Raw genomic sequence first — 22,062 nt, forward strand, 5'->3', positions numbered from 1 at the left:
TATATCAATTATTATAATAACAAGCGTATAAAGCAAAAATTGGCAGGTATGAGTCCGGTTCAATATCGAGACCATACCAGCCAATTAGCCGCTTAATATAATACTCTAACTTTTAGGGGTCACCTCAATCGCACTGTTGATTTGGGCTTTTATCATTATAGTTGTGCAAGCGAATATGATGTGTGTATTCAAGTGTTTTTATAAGCGAAGTGAATTGGTTTTTCTTTTGCTATTATTTTTTAGTTCCGTATATAATCCCCAGTACAAATCGTTTCTGCAGCTCCAGTCATGAGCACATCGCCATCATGACTCCATGTAATCTTTAAATCCCCACCGAGAAGGTGAACCGTGACCTCTTCACCTTTAGCAACTTTTTCGTTAAGGACTGCAGCAACTACGGCAGCACACGCTCCAGTACCACAGGCTTGAGTAATTCCAGAGCCTCTTTCCCAAACGCGAAAATGCAGTTCGTTTGCGTTAACCGCTTCAACAAATTCTACATTCACCCATTCTGGAAAAATTTCATCCTTTTCTAGTACAGGACCAAGTGTCTCTACAGGAGCTTCATCAATACGTTCAACGAAAAATACAGCATGAGGATTGCCCATCGATACAGCCGTCATTTCTAATGAATACCCGTTTCTTTCGATCGTTTCTGCAATGACTTGCTCGTCTGGATGACCTGTCATCGGTAAGTCTTTTCGCTGTAATCTTGGCTGCCCCATATTTACCGTGACTTCTTCTACTCGTTCTCCTGATACATGAACCGTTGCTTCCACTAACCCACCTAGCGTTTCAATTTGAAACGTCTGTTTGTCAACATAGCCTTTTTCGTAGGCAAATTTGGCAACACAACGCAGACCATTCCCGCAATTTTTTGCTTCTGAGCCATCATTATTGAACACACGCATTTTAACTGGTGCGACATCTGACGGACAAACGAGGATCATCCCATCCGAGCCAATCCCTTTATTTTTATCAGCTACTTCAATCGCCAATTGTGGGAGTTCTTCCTCATTTAATTTTTCTTGAAAAAGATCCACATATATATAGCTGTTTCCGAGGCCGTGCATTTTTGTAAATTTCACTTTTGTTTCCTCACTTTCTTAGCTTTTCATCCGTCCAGAAATAATCATCATCTGCTTCTAGGATCGTCATTTTATGGTGACAGCAAGGCATAACGACAATCGTTTTTATACTTTCTTTTGCCCTTTGTAGGTCTCTTGCTTTTAAGTGAATGAGAACACTCTCTTTTTCACAGTATGGACACTCGCTAAAATAAATATCATTCATCACTTTTTCATATGGCCATGTATTTTCAAAGGGAATCACATCCAACAGAAAAAACTCCTTTTTCATCAAGTATAATTGAAGTCTTTATGAGTTGTCATCGATTGCAAACGAAGTATTTTCACTTCAAACTGAAGATATAAAATAAGCCTGCTCCTCGTAACAAGAGCCGGCACATTTTAGAACATTGGATTTTCTTCAATAAATATATAGATATTTTTTACTAGCTCATCTGTTGTCTCACCATTAACAAATTCTCCATTTACTAAAGCAAAATGAGATACAGCACATTGGCCACAATGACCTAAGCATCCATATTCAATTACATCTAAGTTAGGGTCTCTTTCTAATTCTTCTTTTGCCTTTTGGCTTCCACTTGCTAAATTACTCAGACAAAATTCTACAATTGGTTTAATCACAATTTTCACCTCTATTTCTCACTCTACATTCTATTACATTCTCTAGTATAATAATTCGATTTTACCACGTTTTATTTGAAAAAACACGATTTATCGCTAGGAATGACGAAATTTGTTGTCTACCTTTAGAATTCCTAGCTTTCCCTAAAGTCTTGAAGTGCGAGGGTTAGAGCTAGTTAACAGGATAAAGTAAAAAAACAGTTAAATACTAGTCTTCAAAAGCCCACTATTTTTTTTCACAAATTTGTTGTTATTTAGACATGGAATTGTTATAATTCAAACTGACCACGGTCACTTTTAAGGAGTACTGTCATGGAAAAAAATAAAAAAGAACGGACCAAAGAACGAATTGTTAGCGCAGCAATTGTTCTTTTTCGTGAGAACGGCTTTGATTCGACAACAGTTAAAGAAATCACCGAAGCAGCACAAGTAGCGAAAGGGACTTTTTTCAATTACTTTCCAACGAAAGAATCGATTTTGCAATCATTAATAGAGGAACGTTTGGTAGCTGTTTCTCAGTTAATGAGTCGCTCTTCCTTTAAGAAACATTCACTATTTTTTAAAATCGAAAAAGTATTAGGTGAATTATTGGCCGATTATAACAATCATCCAGAATTAACCGTTAAGATGTGGGTTCATTCCTTACAATCTGAGCAAACTATTCTTACATATTGGGAAAACTTATTAACACAAGCCGTTACTTTGAACGAAATTAAACCAACAGTTTGCGTGAAAAAATGGAGTCATCTATTAAATAGTCAGTTTTTATATGGTCTTGTCATGTTTTCCGACAGACAGCCAAAAAATAAATTAATCAAGCAAATTATGGATTTAATTAGCATTTGTTTACAGGCGATATTAGAAAAAAGGGGAAATCATCACATGCATAAACTTGTAATATTAGGTGGCGGGTACGGTGGAATGAGAATTTTACAACGCCTATTAACCAATGATCTACCAAAAAATATTGAAGTAACATTAATTGATAAAATGCCTTATCACTGCTTAAAAACGGAATATTATGCACTTGCTGCTGGTACTGAATCAGACCATCACATTCGCGTGCAATTTCCAGACGATCCTCGTTTAATCATTAAGTACGCAAATGTTGAAGAAATTGACTTAGATAATAAGGTCATTCATTTTAAAGATGAAGATTCTTATGCATACGATACGCTTATTATCGGTTTAGGGTGTGAGGACAAATATCATAATGTACCCGGTGCTCCAGAACACACATTAAGTATTCAAAGCATGGAGTCTACACGGAAAACGTATCAAACGATAAGCAATCTATCCGCCAATGCAGTCGTATCAATCGTTGGTGCTGGTTTAAGTGGGGTTGAAGTAGCTAGTGAATTACGAGAAAGTCGCCCGGATTTAACGATTAAGTTGTTTGACCGAGGCGAAATCGTATTATCAATGTTTCCTCGACGCCTAAGTACTTATGTCCAAAATTGGTTTGTTGACCACGGTATTGAAGTTTATAATAAGTCAAACATTACAGGTGTTGAAAAGAATACGTTATTTAACCATGGTGAACCGATTCACTGCGATGCCATCATTTGGACAGCTGGCATTCAACCTGTTGAAGTCGTAAGAAACTTAGACATTGAAAAAGATGAGCAAGGTCGAGTCAAGTTAACACCTCACCATCATCTTCTGAATGATGAGGACGTTTTTGTTGTCGGCGACTGTGCCAGCTTGCCGCACGCACCTAGTGCACAATTAGCTGAAGGACAAGGTGAACAAATCGTCACGATTTTGAAAAAACGCTGGAACGGTGAAGAACTTCCAGAAACAATGCCAAAAATTAAACTTAAAGGTGTTCTCGGTTCACTTGGTAAGAAGCACGGCTTCGGACTAATGGGAGAGCGAACATTACTCGGTCGCGTCCCTCGTGTCCTAAAGAGTGGTGTCCTTTGGATGTATAAATACCATTCCGGTTGATTTTTTGTTTATATTATATAAGAACCCCCTAGGATTTTGTGACCTAGGGGGTTCGTCAATTTCACACGTAAACATCAACGAAATTTACAAATAATGACTAGTAGAAGCGCCTACTTCAGCAGAGCTTCTATTTTTTCACAGATGACTTTCAATTTCGGATTTCCTTCTGCAACGATTTCATCGTCGATGACGATTAATGGGTAAAAGTACTCATCGTTATGAATTGCTTCTACATACGGCTTATCTGTCTCCATCACCTCTTGATCAATATCTATATAACGGAATTGTAACGAAGTGTTTGGGTACTTACGTGAAAGTGCAGCCTCTAGCCATTCCTTCGTTTCTAAAGACGTTGGTAGGTTGACACAACTTGCACATTTTACCTCGGCTCCGTATATACTAATCGTTACAGTACTCAAGTCTATCGCCCCTCAACATTTTATTAAATCGATCATACACTGTACTATACTAAATGCCAATCAATATCCACTAATTTTACAAATAATTATTGGAAATTACGATTCTAAGTGCACAATCATAGATTTTTTAATGAATGGATATTATAATTGAGGAAAGAAAGGAGTGTTATAAATGGCTAGTGAAGAAATGCGTGAACAAGTTCAAGAAGTACTAGATAAGCTTCGTCCATTCCTTCTTCGTGATGGTGGAGACGTTGAGTTTGTAGATATCGACGACGAAGGTATTGTAAAAGTTCGTCTATTAGGAGCTTGCGGTTCTTGCCCAAGTTCAACGATTACATTAAAAGCTGGTATTGAACGCGCTCTATTAGAAGAAGTTCCTGGTGTTAAGGAAATTGAGCAAGTATTTTAATGTAAATGAAAAGATTCCCTTCCAAGGTAACTCATTGGCTGTGGGGAGAAAAAGTAAATGAACAGTAAAATCGCATTGGACTTCAACATCCAATGCGATTTTTATTGTTTGCTTCAATCCCAAACACCTGAAAACATAATAAAATATCAGGTGCTTCTTTTTACGGACACCACGGCCGTTATTTCTTAATAAAGCCTCATTTTGAAGGTGTAACGGACACAGAAGACCTTATTTGTTGAATATTTATTTTTCGATTACCGTATTATAATGTTCTACTTTTATTCCTTCACTTGCTGGTTCGACTCGTTCAACTGAAAAACCTGGATAGTTCTCAGCTAACTTTTGCTGTAAAACATGACCAGAATGCTTTTCCGTAAAGCAAATGATGGCCGGTCCTGCTCCACTTAACGCTGCCCCGTAACCACCAAGATCACGAATTGATTTCATTACTTCTTCAAGCCCGTCAACGAGCGGAAGGCGATACGGGTGATGGAAAATGTCACGAGTCATCATTTCGCCCGCTAATTGCCAATTATCTTGCATAATGGCTGCGACTAATACATTTGCACGGCCACTGCCTCTAATTGCTTCTTTAAAAGGTAAATCCTCAGGTAAAATACTTCTTGCTTTTTTGGTTAAAAGCTCTTTATCAGGTACAAGCATGACAAGGTCGACTGCTGGTACACCGCAATAAACCACATCGGTGCGCTCAGCACTATGACTTCCGACCACTAAGCCCCCATAAATTGAAGGAGCTACATTATCGGGATGTCCTTCCCAAAGACTTGCAAACCTCACCTTTTCATCGACTGTTAAGTTTGCTTTTAGCAGCTGGTTGGCCAACTCAATTCCAGCGACAATTGCCGCTGCACTACTTCCTAATCCTCGAGCTAACGGAATATCACTGATCATTTCGACATCACAAGGAAAGAGGTCACCGCCAAGCTCCTGTGCGATATGTTCTGCTACTTCGTAGATGAGATTTTCTTTGCCTTCGGGTACGCCTGTCAACTCTGGTGAGTCTGAATGAAAGCGCCATTTCTCACTCGATTGAACTTTTAACGTTAAGTAGCGGTTAACCGCTATACCAACCGAGTCGAAGCCTGGCCCCAAATTCGCAGAGCTCGCAGGTACCGTGATGAGCAATTTTTCTAAGCTCATTGATTCACACCGCCTTTAATATGTTCCATAAAGGCATCCTCACTATTTGGTAATACAACAGGCTTTACTTCGACTGTATCCATCGCTGTATTCGGGTCTTTAAGTCCATTACCTGTTAACACGCAAACAACTTTCGCACCTTTTTTAATTTCACCAGATTGAATTTGCTTGATAAGACCTGCAATCGATGCACATGATGCTGGTTCAGCAAAAACACCCTCACGACTCGCAAGTAATTTATAAGCAGCTAAAATTTCTTCATCGGTTACCGAATCAATATGTCCATTAGACTCGTCGCGTGCAGCTACTGCTTGCTTCCAGCTTGCTGGATTTCCGATGCGAATAGCTGTTGCAATTGTTTCAGGACTTTCAATCACTTCGTTACGAACGATCGCTGCCGCTCCCCACGCTTGGAAGCCGCGCATTTCTGGTAACCCTGTTTGTTTAGCTTCGTTATACTCTTTAAAACCTTTCCAATACGCTGTGATGTTTCCTGCGTTACCTACTGGAATTGCTAATACATCTGGTGCTTGCCCTAAGGCATCACAAATTTCAAATGCCGCAGTTTTTTGCCCTTCAATACGGTATGGGTTCACGGAGTTAACAAGGGTAATCGGCTCTTGTTCACTAATTTTACGAACGATATTAAGTGCATTATCAAAGTTCCCTTTAATTTCAAGAACTTCTGCACCGTACATGACCGCCTGCGCAAGCTTTCCTAGCGCGATTTTCCCTTCAGGTATAACGACAATACAACGAAGTCCTGCACGAGCTCCGTATGCAGCTGCAGCGGCCGACGTATTCCCTGTAGAGGCACAAATGATTGTTTTACTTCCTTCTTCTTTCGCTTTCGCAACAGCCATGACCATGCCACGGTCTTTAAACGAGCCAGTTGGGTTTGCCCCTTCTACTTTTACATAGACTTCAACGCCCCACTCCTTTGATAAATTTTCTAACGGAATAAGTGGCGTATTTCCTTCTCTTAACGATAACATTGGTGTATTTTCATTGATTGGTAAAAATTGTTTATATTCTTCTAATAAACCTTTCCACTGACTCATGAACTATTCTCCTCCCTCAACACGGTAACTACTTTCAACTGATTGTACAACATCTAGTTCATCTAACGCTTTGTAAATATCTTCATACGTTTTCTTGCTTGTTGTATGCGTAATGATAATGATTTCAGCTAAACTTGCTTCTTTAATCGGTAATTGCAATAACTTTTCAAAGCTTACTCCGTGTTCAGCAAACAGGGATGTAATTGCTGAGAATGTACCTGCCTTGTCGACAACATGTAAGCGCAAGAAGTATTTTGATTGAATTTCTTCATCAGATTTTAATTCTTTTTGATAAAGGGGTGCTGTTATATGACGTCCTGTTACACCGAGCCTCATATTTTTCATGACAGTGACGAGATCAGACACGATAGCTGTTGCTGTCGGTAACGAACCTGCTCCAGGTCCATAGAACATCGTTTCTCCAACCGCTTCACCGTAAACATAGACCGCATTGTATTCGTCATTAACAGCTGCTAATGGATGTTCACTTGGTAATAATGTCGGCTGTACACTTACTTCGACTCTTCCTTCCTTTCGTTGCGCTAAGCCAATTAATTTCATTGTGTAGCCAAGTTGTTCACAATAATGAAGGTCGTCTTGTGTCACCGTTGTAATCCCTCGTACAACTACATCTTCTAGCCCAACATTCATCGAAAAACCTAATGTCGCCAAAATAGCCATTTTTCTAGCAGCATCAAGGCCTTCCACATCCGATGTCGGATCACTTTCAGCGAAGCCTAACGCTTGCGCTTCAGCTAATACATCTTCATAGGAACTTCCTTCTTTACTCATTTTCGTTAAAATGAAGTTTGTCGTTCCATTTACAATTCCCATCATTTTTGTAATTCGATCAGAAGCTAACCCTTCTGATAAGCTACGAATGATTGGAATTCCCCCTGCTACACTCGCCTCATAATACAAATCACAGCCATTATCTTGTGCAATTTGCAATAGCTCTGCTCCATATAAAGCCATTAAATCCTTATTCGCTGTGACGACGTGTTTTTTATTTTGTAACGATCGTACGATATAGGATTTAGCTTCTTTTACTCCCCCCATGACTTCAATCACAACGTCAACGTTAGGGTTATCAATGACATCTTCAGGATTTTCTGTTAATTTGTATTCATCTATTTGTACGTCTCTTTTTTTATCAAGAGCTCGAACTAGCACTTTTTCGACTGTCACTGGACATCCTACTTGGTGCATTAATTCTTCTTGATGACCTTCAATAATTTTAATTACACCTGTACCGACAGTCCCTAGCCCAAGTAAGCCGATTGAAATTCCGTTCACATTCTCCACTCCTCAGCATTGGTTGTTTACTTTTTCTGTGTTTATCCAGAACAAACAAATGTATATCTATAATGGACATTATAATTCTAATACCTTGATTTTACAAGGGGTTATTTGAATTGTTTTTCTATTATAACAATTCTAACACATTGTGTACCATTGCATAGTAAAGAATTCGTGAACAATATGTACATTACTGATTATTGGAGGATATTTGAGCAGTCTAATTCCTGATATATCTCATCTAATTCTACATATATCTCTTTTAACTCCAGATTTATCTCATCCAATTCCAAATATATCTCTCCTACTTCCAATTTTATCTCCTCTAACTCAGGTATTAACAATGTAGTAGGCTTCATCCAGTGGTCTTGGTCGTTTTCCTTTCTCTCCCAATGTATGTTAGTTTAGGCAGCTTCCATTAAATCATACAAGAAAAGCGGAAGCGGCCGTTCAGCGGCGTATGGACTGGAGCTCTCCCGTATGAGATATAGGAAACACGGAGAAGCGCTAGCGATCCGATGTTGACTTATCGTAAGGAGGGGGAGCGAAGTCCACTAGACGCTGGGCGCTGAAGCTAGACAAGAAAAGCGGAAGGTGTCTGCTTATCGGCGACAAGCGCTGGAGGGCCAGCAATTAGTGTCCTGACTTTTGGACACGTTTGATGGACCGAAGCGACCTCGAGCCGATGACACCTGCAGCTAGACAAGAAAAGCGGAAGCGTCCGTTTAGCGGCGTATGGACTGGAGCCCCACCGTATGAGATAAAGGAAACACGACGAACGGTAGTGAGCCGATGTTGACTTATCGTAAGGAGGGAGAGCGAAGTCCACTAGACGCTGGGCGCTGAAGCTAGACATCCTCGAAATTTAAATTTTCTCTTATTCTTCAAAAAAAAGGATGACTCCTGAGAATCATCTTTGGTCTCTATTTTAACTTTTTTCTAATGTATTCATATAATTGCTCAGGAGTAGCTGCTTCTAACCTCTGTCCGTCTAGGATGCAATGGGCTTCTGCTGCACAGTGGTGGCAGTTACCAATACAGCTAAACGTTTGTACTGAACAATTCTTCTGTTTTTCAAGCTCAGAAAAGATCGCTTCACTTCCGTTTAATCGGTTGATAAAACAGCATTCAATTTGGTGACCCATTCCTGTTCTAAACTCCTAATTCTTTTAGATTTACAGCTGCCAGTGGTCGTTCGCCTTTTAACACTCTTATGATGTTCTGAACGGTCATTTTCACCATCGCATCTCTCGTTTCAACGGTTGCACTTCCAATATGAGGAATAGCGACAACATTAGGCAGTTGAACAAGTGGATGATTGGCTCTAATCGGTTCTTCAGCAAACACATCCAGTCCAGCACCATGTATAATACCCTTTTCAAGTGCTTCCTGTAAGGCAGATTCTTTAACTAAACCACCCCTTGAAGCGTTAATAAAGATGGCTGAGTTTTTCATCTCTTGAAAAGCCTGTTCGTCAAACAGCTCTTTCGTTTCAGATGTTAGTGGAGCTAAACAAACGACATAGTCTGATTGCTGTAGTAATTCTACAAATGAGCAATATGTTGCGCCAAGTTGCTGTTCTGCTTCCTCTTTTCTGGAACGGTTGTAATATAAAATATTCATATCGAAGCCCTTCGCTCTTTTCGCTACTGCTTCACCAATTCGTCCCATCCCGACAATACCAATCGTTTTATGATGAATATCCATTCCCGCCAGTAAATACGGGCTCCATTGTTTCCATTCATCGTTGCTAATATAACGTGCAGCTTCAGGAATCCTTCTCGCTGTTGCCAATAATAGCGCAAACGTTAAGTCTGCAGTCGTATCTGTTAACACATCTGGTGTATGACAAACCATAATACCTTTCTTAGTCGCAAGCTGAACATCAATGTTGTCATATCCCACTGCCATATTGGCAATCACTTTTAAATGAGGAGCACTTTCCAAGTGTTCTGAATGGATTGGGTCCGATACGAGAGAAAATAACCCATTAGCTCGCTCTAACTCTTCTTGTAAAACATCAAAGGGAACCGGAATATCCTCATGCTCCCACATTTTAACTTCGGCAACTTCATATAGCTCAGAAAGTAAATGATCAGGCATTTTTCTTGTAATGAAAACATATGGCTTCATTCTTCAATTCCTACCTTTTTATACGATCTTCTCATATCTATTGAAGCCAATCAAGCCTTGGATTTCCAGTAATCATTTCACTGCTCCCAACCAATTGATGAAAACGAGAGAGAAAATTCTGATTTCGTTGTTCTTGGTCTAGTAAATCAAGGAACCTTTCTCCATAATACAATCTGTCACTTTTTAATTGTGTCCCGTAGTAGCTTTCGATTATTTCAAAATATTTTAACGGAAACAAAAGCCTAGCATAAATCATTCTCCAAGTATACGAAGTTAGAGGCTTAACACTTTCATAATCATATATAAATGCAACTACTTTTTCTTCTGTGTAATCTTCCTTATAAAACTCCGCTCTTATCCACTCAGCAATGTCACGGCTAGGATGATCGATGATAAAATCAGTTGGAAGCTTAATTATAGAATGTGGTATGTCAGGAGAAGAAAGCCATGAATTTTCTGTAAAACAGTGGTGGCATATTACCGGTTGTTCATTTGCTCGATAAGGCTCATCAATATCGCTATCGGCTACATATTGAATTGCATTTTCCGTCAACCCCATATAGTAAGGAAAACTCATAAGAAAAGCATTATCTATTTCTGTTTGTGGGAGTTGCGCTAACATTTTTTCATACCATTGTTCTAATTGGGTTAATCGTTTCTCCCAAATCGCTTTCCACTGTCCAAAATAGTTTGTTGTTGAATGACGTACTGTTTGAATATTTCCTCCTTTATAATGAAAAAAGGCAAGCGTGCGACCAAGACTCTCATCCTCATCCGATCTCCATCCATTTAGTCTATTAGGTAGTTTAAGCAAATATCCATCGACTCCGTCAACTAAAGCGATCGATTGCTTTTGAACCGTCGGAAAAACTTCAGCAATGACTCGTTCTCCATTCGTTTTTAAATGCTCTGCCATCAACATCATGTCCTGTATTGATTGCCCTGCTGTGAATTCGGTGGGGACAAAAACAAAATGCTCACCACCTGCCAAAAAACCTTCAAAATCACCTAACATAAACCGCTCTTCACAGTACAGCTGATAATGGTCGTAGATATTGCGTTCAAACATGTTTCATTCACTCCTCGTCAGCCAACTTCATAATATAGTCTATGACCTATATTTAAAAAAGTGTAACAATTGATTAGGAGCACACCCTATGTATGACAAGTATGTTTTTAAAAGAGCAACATACAATAAACAGTATACGGGCTTAGTGCCAGTTAAACGTGATAAAATGGACAACTAGTTGTCGGAAATTCTAACCTGAGGTGATGAGTATGAAAGAAGGGTATAACCTCGAGCAAGTTGCGAGAAAAGCATTACAAGATCGCGGAGTTACTCTTGATGATATTGCTGATCTTGTTTATTTTTTACAAGTCAAATACCATCCAAATTTAGATATTGATGAGTGCAAGCTTAATGTAGATCGCGTGCTTTCTAAGCGAGAAGTTCAAAATGCAATTTTAACTGGCATACAATTAGATTTATTAGCCGAGCAAGGTAAAATGGAAGAACCGTTATTGAGTATCATCCGTGAAGATGAAGGTTTATACGGGGTTGATGAAATTATTGCTTTATCGATCGTCAATGTGTACGGCTCAATAGGCTTCACCAACTATGGATATATTGACAAGCAAAAACCCGGAATCCTCGAAAGATTAAATGACAAAGAAACGAAGGAGTGTCATACGTTTTTAGATGATATCGTTGGAGCCATCGCTGCCGCTGCTTCTAGTCGCCTCGCCCACCGTGCAGCTAATTGTGAGTAGAAACCTTGTCGTGGAATTTTAATGATATAAAAGAGGTTGACTCGTTTATGTACCATGCACTAACGTGAGTATGGGTAATTTTATTTGAGTTAACCTCTTATTTTTGGGGTACTTCCATGCATATGTTGTTCGCTTTTTTATCATGCTCGGTCACATTACCGGCTTCTTGGCGACCGTAGTCTTCTCTTTTTCATTTTTTCGGGCACTTAAACAGCTTCCTAAGTCAAGTCCATTATATTGTGTAAAAGTAGTTACAACGTTTTAAACCGAAATAGACAAGTTATCTAGTTGACTCTTAATTTTATTCCTCAGCAAACACATATTCCGCTAAAGAAGACAAAGAGTACGTAGGCTGATGTTCGACTTGCTTCAAGTCTTCTTTAGATGTAACACCAGTATGAACAATCAATGTGTCGATTCCAGCTTTGATTCCTGCCATAATATCGGTGTCATAGTTATCTCCAATCATTAAAGTTTCTTCTTTTTTCGTCCCTAATTGCTGTAATGCTTGATCAATAATAATCGATTCTGGCTTACCGATAAAAGTAGGAGTGACTCCAGTAGAAACTGCTACAACTGAAGTTAGTGAGCCGTTTCCTGGCATAAGTCCGCGTTCAGTCGGAATGGCTTTATCTCCATTCGTCGAAATAAATATCGCGCCGTTACGAACGAACAAACAAGCCTTTGCAAACTTTTCATATGTAACCTGTCGATCGATTCCCATGACAACGACATCTGCATCCTCTTCTGTAATTTGTAAGCCTTTCGATTTTAAAGCTTCTTCTAAGCCAATTTCACCAATCATAAAAACGTTTGCCGCTGGTTTTATTTCTGCTATGTAATTAGCTGTTGCTAAGCTTGTTGTAAAAACATGATCGCTTGTTGCCTTTACCCCCATCTGATTTAACGTTTCGGAAACCTGTGCGGGTGTTTTCGATGAATTGTTCGTGACAAATAAATACGGTAATCCCGACTGATTGATTTTGTTAATCCAGGCGACCGCTTCTGCTATACGTTCTTTTCCTCGGTACACCGTTCCATCTAAGTCAATTAAAAAGCCTTTGTAATTTTTCATAAACTCTCCTTTTATAAAAACATATTGAAGACGGAGCAATAGCGTCTACACTCCTCTCCTTACCCACCATAAATATAGTTGTTCCGTTATCGTATTTCAACACTATACTTTTAAGAAAAGCGCAAGCGCCCGTTTAGCGACGTATGAACTAGCCTCGGCCGCAGGAGATAAAGGAAACACAATGAACGTTAGTGAATTGATGTTGGCTTATCGTACGGCGGTGAGGGAAGTCTCACTAGACGCTGGGCGCTGAAGCTAGACAAGAAAAGCGGAAGGTGTCTGCTTATCGGCGACAAGCGCTGGAGGGCCAGCAATTAGTGTCTTGACTTTTAGACATGTTTGATGGACCGAAGCAACCTCGAGCCGTGACACCTGAAGCTAGACATCCTCGAAATTTATACTTCTTATTCTTTTAATAAAAATCACATTGGACGTTGAAATCCAATGCGATTTTGTTGTTCATCTAATTGTTATTTTCATTGAATTAACCTATAAATTGAATCGTTTCTCCCTCTCAACCAAATGGGGTACTTGCTGTTAGGGCCTCTTTTAATTATGCTTGATTTTTATTGTTTGGTTCCTTTATTTTATAATAACAATGTGGCGTTTCATTAATAGCCATACATGCTTCACATTCGATTTCATCAATTTCTAATAGCTCTTGAAATAAAGATTGTTCACATGCACATGCGACAGGATACTCTTTCGCTATTTGCGAAATAGGACAATTGTATTCTTTAAAATGGACCGTACCATCCTCTGTTTTTTTCCACTCGACCATATACCCATTGTTTGTCTGCCATTCTGCCAGCTCATTAATGCGATCATCAAAGCTTTTTCCGCTAAATCGCTCTTCTAACTCCTCTTTCAATCGCTGCTTTCGTAACTCAAATAATTCAGTAATCATTTTTTTCCCACTTAGTTTTTCAATATCTTTTAGAAAACCTAGTGTTAGAGAGGCATAATTACGTGGGAATAACTCTTCGCCCTCTTTAGATAATGAATAGAGTGTCGACGGTCTCCCCATAGCTCGCCTAACTATTTTCGTTTCAACCAGCTGATCTCGTTCTAATGTACCTAGATGTCTTCTAACCGCCATTTCCGTTATCCCTAAATAACTGGCTAAATTAGCAACAGTTAAGCTTTTATGCTTTTTTAGCAATTCTAAAATTTGCTCTCGAGTCGAGGAGGTATTTTTACCCATTCTATCCACCACCTTACTCTCTATTGTATTCGATTTCATGGATTAAGTAAATTTTATAAATAAAAATGTTTAGAAAACTATTTATTCAGCAGTTGTCCACAAAAGCGCAAGCGCCCGTTCAGCGGCGTAGGGACTGGAGCACTCCGTATGAGATAAAGGAAACACGGAGAGCGTTAGCGATCCGATGTTGACTTATCGTAAGGAGGAGAGCGAAGTCCACTAGACGCTGGGCGCTGGAGGGGCAGCAATTAGTGTCCTGACTTTTGGACACGTTTGATGGACCGAAGCGACCTCGAGCCGATGACACCTGAAGCCAGACATCGTCGAAATTTATACTTTCTGATTCGTTAAATTAAATGGCAAGTATAGAAATATCATCTATACTTGCCATTAAAAAATCATACTCTAGTTTTCATATTCGTTCGTCCTATCCATCCACTGCTAACCCCTCTTTATATAAGAGGGGTGCATTTACTTCAGTTCAGTAATCGGAATATTGAAGTATCCAATCATAAAAACAGTAAGTAGAAAGCATAGAAACCATGTTAGCAGCGGTCTAGTAAGATGGAGTCGTATGAAAACGAATATAAGCATCCAAATGATAGCTGACCACCCCATAGTCCAACCATTATGATATGTGGTTAATTCCACAAGCACGTAGAATCCTTCTACCGCACCCCACAACAAGGTCCATATTAATATGTACCCTGCCTGCTTAATTAAATTTTTCTTAAAAGGGTAGTGTGAGAGGTAAATTAAAATCAAAGGTGGGAAATAAACATACTTCATCCAGAAATCAGTAAGTACATGGTTAGGAAGAAATACTGTCTCATGGAAATACCATAATGAGTGATTATACGTTAGAAGCGTAACAGTCAAGTTCAAGGCGATTGTAAAAAGTATGGTGGAGTAGTATTTCCTCCAATTTCTCCAATCACTAAAACGCCATGCTACTATTATTGTTATAAACGTAAGAATCACTGTGATATATTTTATGAACTCCATACTCGTCCCTCCATCAAACATAGCTGTCATTCAATCATTTAAGTAATGGAATTATAACTCTTACTTTTATTGAAAATACTCTTATTTATATAATATATGTATTTTTTTCCAAAGTTCATTTATTATGTATCTTAATCCAGATGTTACACTAAAAAACGCATGAGATTTTCGTTGTGAAAACCCATACGTTTATAATGATTTGCTTGTTTATCCCTAGGAAGTAAAATCCTCTAGACGATTACTTTTTTGGCAAAAATGCTGAAACTGGACCGAGTTCTGATTCAAGATAATCACGCACCGCTCCTGGAAATGCCTCTATAGCTGTTACATTTTCAGCTAATGTGCTAATTAATTGATCGTGATTTACCGTTACGTAAGCTTGAACGAGTGGCTTGCGAAAACGAATGACATTTCTTATTTTTTCAGCTACCTCACCTTTAATTACTTTTTCATCCTCAAGAATATCAATGATGTCTTCATAGCTTCCAGGATCTCTCATAATAAAACCATCAATCATTGCATTTCCCACATCAATCATTGACTCAATTAAATTATGACCAATTCGTTCTAATGCCAGCATTTCAATATCCGTCTCCCATAAACTTTGACCACGGTATCTGTTTAATAATAATTCAATATGCTTTAACGTATTTTCAATTTTTTCACGGTCTACAAAATACATTTTCTATCACCCGATGTCCTTATTTTTTTCTTTAAATAGTATAACATATTCACTCTAGAACCTAGACATTCATTTATTTTTCAAATATTTGTTCCATACTATTTCCTTATTATTATTGATTTTGTTATGATAAAACATGACTGGACATAAAAAGAGCTTTGGAACTGGAGGAGAATAGATTGGATCGTGAACTAGCACTAGAGATCGTCCGAGTAACAGAAGCAGCTGCTCTTGCATCAGCACAATGGCTTGGTCGTGGGAAAAAGAACGAAGCTGATGATGCAGCTACAACTGCGATGCGTACAATGTTTGATTCCGTCAACTGCAATGGGGAAGTTGTCATTGGTGAAGGCGAATTAGATGAAGCACCAATGCTCTATATAGGAGAAAAAGTCGGAAGTGGTAATGGGCCAGAAGTAGATATCGCTGTGGATCCTCTTGAAGGCACGAGTATTGTTGCAAAAGGGCATCCTAATGCAATGGCTGTAATCGCTGTCGCTGATAAAGGCACACTGCTTCACGCACCTGATATGTATATGGAAAAGATCGCTGTCGGACCAAAAGCCGCGGGGCTCGTTCGCATTGATGACCCGATTGAAAAAACCATTGATATAATTGCTAAAATGACAAACAAACGGATTCATGATGTAACCGTGATCATTCAAGAAAGAGAGCGTCACGCTGAACTGATTGAGCGCGTTCGTCAAAAAGGAGCACGGGTCAAATTGTTCGGAGATGGAGATGTTGGGGCTTCCATAGCTACCGCATTACCGCATACGGGTATTGACCTTTTTATTGGAACTGGTGGTGCTCCAGAGGGCGTTATATCAGCAGCTGCGATTAAAGCTCTTGGCGGTGACATGCAGGCTCGTCTCAAGCCACAGGACGAAGATGAATTTGAACGCTGTAAACGGATGGGATTGGAGGATCCTCACCAAATTTTAACACTTGACGATCTCGTCCGTGGAGACGATGCGATTTTCGCAGCAACCGGTGTATCCTCTGGGGAATTACTCCAAGGCGTCCGCTTTTTAGGAGGAGACTTAGTCGAAACCGATTCAATTGTGATGCGTGCAAAAACGAAAACAGTACGATACATTAAAGCACATCACCATTTAGAATATAAACCACACTTGCAAATGCATAACAACTCATAGAGGTGATAAAAATGTCAGAACGATTTTTCTTATACGATGATGAAGAAACTACAAGAACCCGCTTCGTAAGTTTTATGGGTGAAAATCAGCGCTTTGATTTAGCCATCATTAAAACAACGCGCCATTATGGTAAACAGCTCATCCTTGACATGCAGTCGAACCGTTTTGCGATTATCGGACAAGATGATTTAGATGAGCCAGGGTATTTAGAATACGTCTATAAGCTCAACGACGAAGACGCTGAAGAATTACGCTCCTTCTTACAAGAAATGATGTAGAATAGCGACGATTTTGAACTTTGAATATCCGCTTTAAACAACCGCTTTAAATCTATGTTCAATGGAGGACAAAAAGAACCGAGAAGTTCAAGGCGGTGCAGCTGTCAGTACCACAGCGTATGCTTTTAATACGTGAGGAACGCAGCAGCAAACCAACGAGCTTCCACAGGACGTGGGGAACTTAGTCGAAGTTCTACTTTCGAAGGCTATTTTTCCCGGACTTTTTGAACAACTACTTTTAGGCTAAGAACCACCTCCATCGGGTAAGTTAACCGAAAGGAGGTGGCTTTTATTATGGATGAACAACACCCACAGTATAAAGATAAAGAACAGCCGACAGAAGCTTCCTATACGGACTTCTCCAATGTAGAAACGCAACGTAATTTTGTATTCCCTGAAGATCTTCCAGACGGTCCCTATGGGTCGCCTACTGATCTTCCATTGGGAAAAAGTACACCCTGGCATGAAGGGCAACGTACGTACAGTGCGTTTAACTATGAATTCAAATCGATGCATCAAAATTTACCACGCCAATTTCCAGGTGCGCATCCAACGCATGACGACCCTAATAAAAATGAAGAACCACCCTATACGACAAAATAAAAAGTCGAAAACAGTGAGGGAACACCTTCCCTCACTGTTTTATATGAAATTTTAAATTCTTTTGCTCCAAAGATGACATTTTTATTTTTGTTCCTAACGTCAATTATTGTCTTTATTTAGTATTAGACTTAAAAATGCTAAGAACTCTTCCGTCCTTCTTTCACTCTTTTCAAGACAAAATAAGGGCAACCGAAATTGCAGTATTCGTACAAATACTCAGAAAGTGTACTAATTTTGTTATCATAATTTGATTTTTTATTTTGGTCTTCAAAAAATCCTCTTAGTCGCAGCTGACTGTAGCCCCAATCACCGACAATATAGTCATATTTATTTAAAACGTCACTATAACGTTCAATAAATTGTTCTTCATTCCAGCCATTCCGAACATCTTCTATCACTTCAAAGCTCAAGCCTTGTACCCGAACCATAAAGACCCCACCTCTTTTAATTCTTTCAATTTATTTTACCATAAAGTGAAACTTCATACAGCGCAGTTTATATTTGTGCTTATGTTTAGTTGACCCACACGATGTGGGTCACACAGACGTTGCCACAGGACGTGATGCTTTTAGTCTGTGTACCTTTTTCGAGTCGTTACTGGCGCTTGACTCTAATTTTTGGGCTGTTTTCGTAAACTTTGTTGCTTTTGGACCGTTTTTTGAAAATAAAATAGCCTTTTCAAGACAAATTCATTTGTCTGAACGGCTATTTTATTTTCAAAACCTTCACGCTATGCGTGAAGAGCCAATTTTTTATTTAAAGAGTTTTAGCGCCTGTTAAACAGGATAAAGTGAGTTTCGCTACACTTCATCTCCATATTAACCATAATTTTCATTCATTAAAAACTCATGGAGTCGCTCAACCTATAAAAGAGAAATTTCAACATTCATATCGGTCATACCTAAACTCAAAGTGCATTATCGTACGATTAAAAAAGGAGGGTCGACTTCATGAAGAAAAAAATGATTACTGCTTGTGTACTGTCTTCGATGCTCATTACTACTGGCTGTCAAACGTTAATGGGAAATGAAGGTCCTAATATGCAAGCCAGACATACACAATATAACCCATCTGGTGGTGGAGCGGGGATTCTTCATACCGAACGAAACGGCGTTCAAAATTTAGAGCATGCGCAATTTGGTTATGTTAGACATCAAAAAGCACTGGAACAGCGTGAACACCGGGAGCCCGATGCTTCCTATTTAGACCGTGACTTACTTGCTGATGCAATAAGTAAAATGGCGGTCTATCTTCCACAGGTAGAAGAATGCGGTACTCTCGTTACTGATAAATATGTCCTTGTCGCGTACGAAACCGACGGCGATGGTAATAGGGAAGATGTTGCTCATCAGGTAAAAGTAACTGCGCAATCGATGGTTCCACGATACTACAATGTTTTTGTTACAGATAATCCAGAAATGATGGAAGAAATCGAACGCTTTGGGAACTTAAGTAGTTTAACACCTCGAATTAATGAGCTTTTAGAACAGCAAATTAAGGAAATGGATCCCATTTCCCCTCGGCTCGAGCAATTGCAAAAAGACGGTGATGAACTGCAACAAAATGGACCTAATCCAATAAACCGTAATAAAAATTTACCTGAAGACGAAGGTCAAGAATCCATGTAATGAAAACCGTTATCGTAAAAAAACAGAAGATTTTTGTACCTATCATTAAGCATTTAATAAAGGCTCTCCATATATTAAGAGCCAGGCAACTTACCACTAAAGAAGCCTGGTTCTTTTGGGACAGCCTTTATTGAGTAGAAAGTAATGTTACGAGTTGGTCTCTTCTCCAACTACTTTTTTAGCTTCTTGATGGACTTGTGCTTCATTCACTTGTTCATCTGCATGATAAGAAGACCTTACGAGAGGACCTGCTTCACAATGGTTAAATCCTTTAGACATTGCAATCTCTCGTAATTCTGCAAATTCATCTGGATGATAATATTTAACAACCTTTAAATGTTTTTTCGTCGGCTGTAAATATTGGCCGATTGTCATAATATCAACATCGTTTGCACGTAAGTCATCCATCGTTTCGATAATTTCTTCTTTTGTTTCACCAAGTCCAATCATCAAACTAGATTTAGTTGGAATATCTGAATGTAATTCTTTTGCTCTTTTAAGAAACTCAAGTGAACGTTCATATGTCGCACGTGCTCGAACTCTCGGTGTAAGGCGTTTAACGGTCTCGATGTTATGGTTTAAAATATTCGGTCTTGAATCCATCAATGTTTTGATGTTTTCATAAACTCCCATCATGTCTGACGGAAGAACTTCAATCGTAGTAAATGGATTTTTTCTACGGACTGCTCGAACCGTTTCTGCAAAAACAGCTGCCCCACCGTCTTTCAAATCATCACGGGCAACCGCTGTGATTACGGCATGCTTTAAGCCCATAATTTGAACAGAATCAGCGACTCGTTCAGGCTCTTGCCAATCTAATTCAGTTGGTAGTCCGGTTTTTACTGCACAGAAACGGCATGCTCTTGTACATACACCACCTAAAATCATGAAAGTAGCTGTTTTTCGTTCTGCCCAACATTCATGTATGTTTGGACAACGTGCTTCTTCACAAACAGTATGTAAATTATTTTCACGCATCATTTTTTTCAAACCTGTATACGTTTCATTTGTATTTAATTTTATTTTCAACCAATCTGGCTTACGAATATGCTCTTCTTTTTTTGCCATAAAATCGTTCACTCCAACTATTTATTTTCTTTTACTAATGTATCATGTTTTACCTTGAACTCAAAATCTCTTGTTTGATTACCAATAATTTACTTAGATTATTTTCTAGATAAATTACAAACTAACACTATGAACATTTTGGAGGATATCGTATGTTACACCTACTAGAAAGGAGAATAACTTAATGCTGAAAAAACTTGCAATTATTTTTGCCGTTATTCCTTTTCTGTTTGCTTCATTCCAATCTGAAACAGTTTTTGGGGAACAGAAAAATGTATCGAAATTTGAACGACGAATGGATCTATACAAAAAGGTCGAAGCTTTAACAAACCTACCTTGGTACTATTTAGCGGCTGTTGATACTTACGAACGAGGCTTAAGAAAAGCTAGGCGTGATCGGACTGAAGAAAAAGGAGCCATTGGGATTTACTTTTCACCTGAGGAATGGGTTGGGCCACTAAACCCTAACCTAGAAGATACGGATCCAATATCGATTAGTCTATTTGGCGGCAAAGGGCTAGATGGTAACGGTGATGGTATCGCTGACAGGGAAGATGATGAAGATGTCCTTTATACAACCGCAAGACATTTAGAAAAGTACGGTTTTGATTTTGAAGATTTTCGAATCGCTTTATGGGAATATTATCATCGTGAGCAATCAGTTAATATTATTGCTGGTCACGCAAAGATTTATGAAAAATTCGGTACTTTGGAATTAACTAAGAACGCATTTCCAGTGCCCCTAAACCATAATTATAGTTACCGTAGTACATGGGGAGACCGTCGTGGCTGGGGCGGTCGTAGAATCCATGAGGGGACCGATATTTTTGCCAATTACCATGTTCCTGTTCGCTCTACGACGTACGGAATCGTGGAATTAAAAGGTTGGAATAAATACGGCGGCTGGCGCATCGGAATTCGCGATTTAAATAATGTGTATCACTATTACGCACATTTAAGTGGGTTTGAAAAAGGAATTGATCCTGGGACAGTAGTAGAGCCCGGCCAAGTAATCGGTTATGTTGGAAGTTCAGGTTACGGTAAACCAGGAACACAAGGGAAATTCCCGCCACATCTCCATTACGGCATGTATCGTGATAACGGTATTACAGAATGGTCATTTGACCCGTATCCTTCGCTTCGTTCGTGGGAAAAGAAAGAACGAGCAGCAAGACGAAAGCGCTGATACAGCACATGGATCCTCCTTATAAAAAAAAGGAGAGGCATTGTATCACAATATGTATGATATGTTTTGGAGGTTGTAGATCGAAATGATTTACAACCTTTTATTTTGTTTTTAATAGATAAAACGCTCAGGAAATGAACTGCACCCCAATTGTTGGACACTATCTAACAATTGGAGGTGCAGTTTTTCTATGGCTAAATATACCCTTGAGGAAAAAATTTCAGCAGTTACACGCTATTTGGAGGGTGTAGAAAGTTTTGTT

At 39.1% G+C, this 22,062-nt stretch carries 25 protein-coding genes; 9 read left to right on the forward strand and 16 right to left on the reverse strand.

What is annotated here, in order from left to right:
• A partial coding sequence (locus J0N78_RS24735; RefSeq protein ID WP_209124974.1) for an IS3 family transposase occupies positions 1-96 on the forward strand: 96 nt, incomplete at its 5' end.
• 143 nt (positions 97-239) lie between these two features.
• On the opposite strand, the gene dapF is transcribed toward J0N78_RS24735, so the two are convergent.
• The 3 genes from dapF to J0N78_RS24750 all read right to left on the reverse strand — a co-directional run bounded on the left by dapF (position 240) and on the right by J0N78_RS24750 (position 1,706).
• Complete coding sequence (gene dapF / locus J0N78_RS24740) at positions 240-1,073, reverse strand: diaminopimelate epimerase (RefSeq protein WP_247747535.1); 834 nt, start codon at positions 1,071-1,073, stop codon at positions 240-242.
• 25 nt (positions 1,074-1,098) lie between these two features.
• Complete coding sequence (locus J0N78_RS24745) at positions 1,099-1,332, reverse strand: hypothetical protein (RefSeq protein WP_374193963.1); 234 nt, start codon at positions 1,330-1,332, stop codon at positions 1,099-1,101.
• Positions 1,333-1,469: 137 nt separating this feature from the next.
• Positions 1,470-1,706, reverse strand: coding sequence for a YuzB family protein (locus J0N78_RS24750; RefSeq protein ID WP_209125768.1), 237 nt, complete (start codon positions 1,704-1,706; stop codon positions 1,470-1,472).
• Positions 1,707-2,021: 315 nt separating this feature from the next.
• On the opposite strand from J0N78_RS24750, the gene J0N78_RS24755 reads away from it, so the two are divergent.
• Positions 2,022-3,659 (forward strand): FAD-dependent oxidoreductase, encoded by a 1,638-nt coding sequence (locus J0N78_RS24755; RefSeq protein WP_209125748.1) that lies wholly within the window; start codon positions 2,022-2,024, stop codon positions 3,657-3,659.
• Positions 3,660-3,769: 110 nt separating this feature from the next.
• Here J0N78_RS24755 and J0N78_RS24760 read toward each other — a convergent pair whose 3' ends face one another.
• Positions 3,770-4,078: a YuzD family protein gene (locus J0N78_RS24760; RefSeq protein WP_209125749.1), complete on the reverse strand. Its 309-nt coding sequence runs from the start codon at positions 4,076-4,078 to the stop codon at positions 3,770-3,772.
• A 172-nt stretch (positions 4,079-4,250) separates the two neighbouring features.
• Between J0N78_RS24760 and J0N78_RS24765 the strand changes: the two genes are divergently transcribed.
• The gene (locus J0N78_RS24765; protein WP_209125750.1) at positions 4,251-4,490 is read left to right on the forward strand and encodes a NifU family protein; all 240 of its coding nucleotides are present in this window, start codon (positions 4,251-4,253) and stop codon (positions 4,488-4,490) included.
• Positions 4,491-4,733: 243 nt separating this feature from the next.
• Here the strand turns inward: J0N78_RS24765 and thrB are convergent, their stop codons facing one another.
• The 6 genes from thrB to yutH form a co-directional block, all read right to left on the reverse strand.
• A complete protein-coding gene (gene thrB / locus J0N78_RS24770) occupies positions 4,734-5,651 on the reverse strand; it encodes a homoserine kinase (RefSeq protein WP_209125751.1) in 918 nt (305 codons plus the stop codon).
• Positions 5,648-6,712 (reverse strand): threonine synthase, encoded by a 1,065-nt coding sequence (gene thrC / locus J0N78_RS24775; protein ID WP_209125752.1) that lies wholly within the window; start codon positions 6,710-6,712, stop codon positions 5,648-5,650. The genes thrB and thrC overlap by 4 nt, the downstream gene beginning before the upstream one ends.
• Positions 6,713-6,715: 3 nt before the next feature.
• Positions 6,716-8,008, reverse strand: a complete 1,293-nt coding sequence (locus tag J0N78_RS24780) for a homoserine dehydrogenase (protein WP_209125753.1) — start codon at positions 8,006-8,008, stop codon at positions 6,716-6,718.
• 926 nt (positions 8,009-8,934) lie between these two features.
• Positions 8,935-9,156 (reverse strand): DUF1450 domain-containing protein, encoded by a 222-nt coding sequence (locus tag J0N78_RS24785; RefSeq protein WP_209125754.1) that lies wholly within the window; start codon positions 9,154-9,156, stop codon positions 8,935-8,937.
• 7 nt (positions 9,157-9,163) lie between these two features.
• Positions 9,164-10,144 (reverse strand): 2-hydroxyacid dehydrogenase, encoded by a 981-nt coding sequence (locus J0N78_RS24790; RefSeq protein ID WP_209125755.1) that lies wholly within the window; start codon positions 10,142-10,144, stop codon positions 9,164-9,166.
• 37 nt (positions 10,145-10,181) lie between these two features.
• A complete protein-coding gene (gene yutH, locus J0N78_RS24795; RefSeq protein ID WP_209125756.1) occupies positions 10,182-11,213 on the reverse strand; it encodes a spore coat putative kinase YutH in 1,032 nt (343 codons plus the stop codon).
• 209 nt (positions 11,214-11,422) lie between these two features.
• Here yutH and J0N78_RS24800 point away from each other — a divergent pair, with 209 nt between their 5' ends.
• A complete protein-coding gene (locus J0N78_RS24800; RefSeq protein ID WP_209125757.1) occupies positions 11,423-11,914 on the forward strand; it encodes a phosphatidylglycerophosphatase A family protein in 492 nt (163 codons plus the stop codon).
• A 301-nt stretch (positions 11,915-12,215) separates the two neighbouring features.
• On the opposite strand, the gene J0N78_RS24805 is transcribed toward J0N78_RS24800, so the two are convergent.
• From J0N78_RS24805 to J0N78_RS24815, 4 genes are all read right to left on the reverse strand, one after another.
• Entirely contained in the window at positions 12,216-12,989 is a 774-nt protein-coding gene (locus J0N78_RS24805; protein ID WP_209125758.1) for a TIGR01457 family HAD-type hydrolase, read from the reverse strand.
• A 553-nt stretch (positions 12,990-13,542) separates the two neighbouring features.
• Positions 13,543-14,193, reverse strand: coding sequence for a helix-turn-helix transcriptional regulator (locus J0N78_RS24810; protein WP_209125759.1), 651 nt, complete (start codon positions 14,191-14,193; stop codon positions 13,543-13,545).
• 471 nt (positions 14,194-14,664) lie between these two features.
• Positions 14,665-15,228 carry a CBO0543 family protein gene (locus J0N78_RS26650; RefSeq protein ID WP_374193962.1) on the reverse strand — a complete coding sequence of 188 codons (564 nt, stop codon included), beginning with the start codon at positions 15,226-15,228 and terminating at the stop codon, positions 14,665-14,667.
• 208 nt (positions 15,229-15,436) lie between these two features.
• A complete protein-coding gene (locus tag J0N78_RS24815) occupies positions 15,437-15,880 on the reverse strand; it encodes a DUF86 domain-containing protein (RefSeq protein ID WP_209125760.1) in 444 nt (147 codons plus the stop codon).
• A gap of 179 nt (positions 15,881-16,059) precedes the next feature.
• Between J0N78_RS24815 and glpX the strand changes: the two genes are divergently transcribed.
• From glpX to J0N78_RS24830, 3 genes are all read left to right on the forward strand, one after another.
• Entirely contained in the window at positions 16,060-17,037 is a 978-nt protein-coding gene (gene glpX / locus J0N78_RS24820; RefSeq protein WP_209125761.1) for a class II fructose-bisphosphatase, read from the forward strand.
• An 11-nt stretch (positions 17,038-17,048) separates the two neighbouring features.
• The gene (locus tag J0N78_RS24825; RefSeq protein ID WP_209125762.1) at positions 17,049-17,315 is read left to right on the forward strand and encodes a DUF3055 domain-containing protein; all 267 of its coding nucleotides are present in this window, start codon (positions 17,049-17,051) and stop codon (positions 17,313-17,315) included.
• Positions 17,316-17,609: 294 nt separating this feature from the next.
• A complete protein-coding gene (locus J0N78_RS24830; protein WP_209125763.1) occupies positions 17,610-17,918 on the forward strand; it encodes a cytosolic protein in 309 nt (102 codons plus the stop codon).
• A gap of 137 nt (positions 17,919-18,055) precedes the next feature.
• Here J0N78_RS24830 and J0N78_RS24835 read toward each other — a convergent pair whose 3' ends face one another.
• Positions 18,056-18,346, reverse strand: coding sequence for a YutD family protein (locus tag J0N78_RS24835; RefSeq protein WP_209125764.1), 291 nt, complete (start codon positions 18,344-18,346; stop codon positions 18,056-18,058).
• A gap of 522 nt (positions 18,347-18,868) precedes the next feature.
• On the opposite strand from J0N78_RS24835, the gene J0N78_RS24840 reads away from it, so the two are divergent.
• Complete coding sequence (locus tag J0N78_RS24840) at positions 18,869-19,546, forward strand: YhcN/YlaJ family sporulation lipoprotein (protein ID WP_209125765.1); 678 nt, start codon at positions 18,869-18,871, stop codon at positions 19,544-19,546.
• Between the two features lie 147 nt (positions 19,547-19,693).
• Here the strand turns inward: J0N78_RS24840 and lipA are convergent, their stop codons facing one another.
• Entirely contained in the window at positions 19,694-20,614 is a 921-nt protein-coding gene (gene lipA, locus J0N78_RS24845) for a lipoyl synthase (RefSeq protein WP_209125766.1), read from the reverse strand.
• Positions 20,615-20,798: 184 nt separating this feature from the next.
• Between lipA and J0N78_RS24850 the strand changes: the two genes are divergently transcribed.
• On the forward strand, positions 20,799-21,800 hold the full coding sequence (locus J0N78_RS24850) for a M23 family metallopeptidase (RefSeq protein WP_209125767.1): 1,002 nt from the start codon (positions 20,799-20,801) through the stop codon (positions 21,798-21,800).
• The last annotated feature ends 262 nt before the right edge of the window (positions 21,801-22,062 follow it).

The sequence above is a fragment of the Alkalihalobacillus sp. BA299 genome, assembly GCF_017745675.1.
Lineage (GTDB): Bacteria > Bacillota > Bacilli > Bacillales > Bacillaceae_F > Alkalihalobacterium.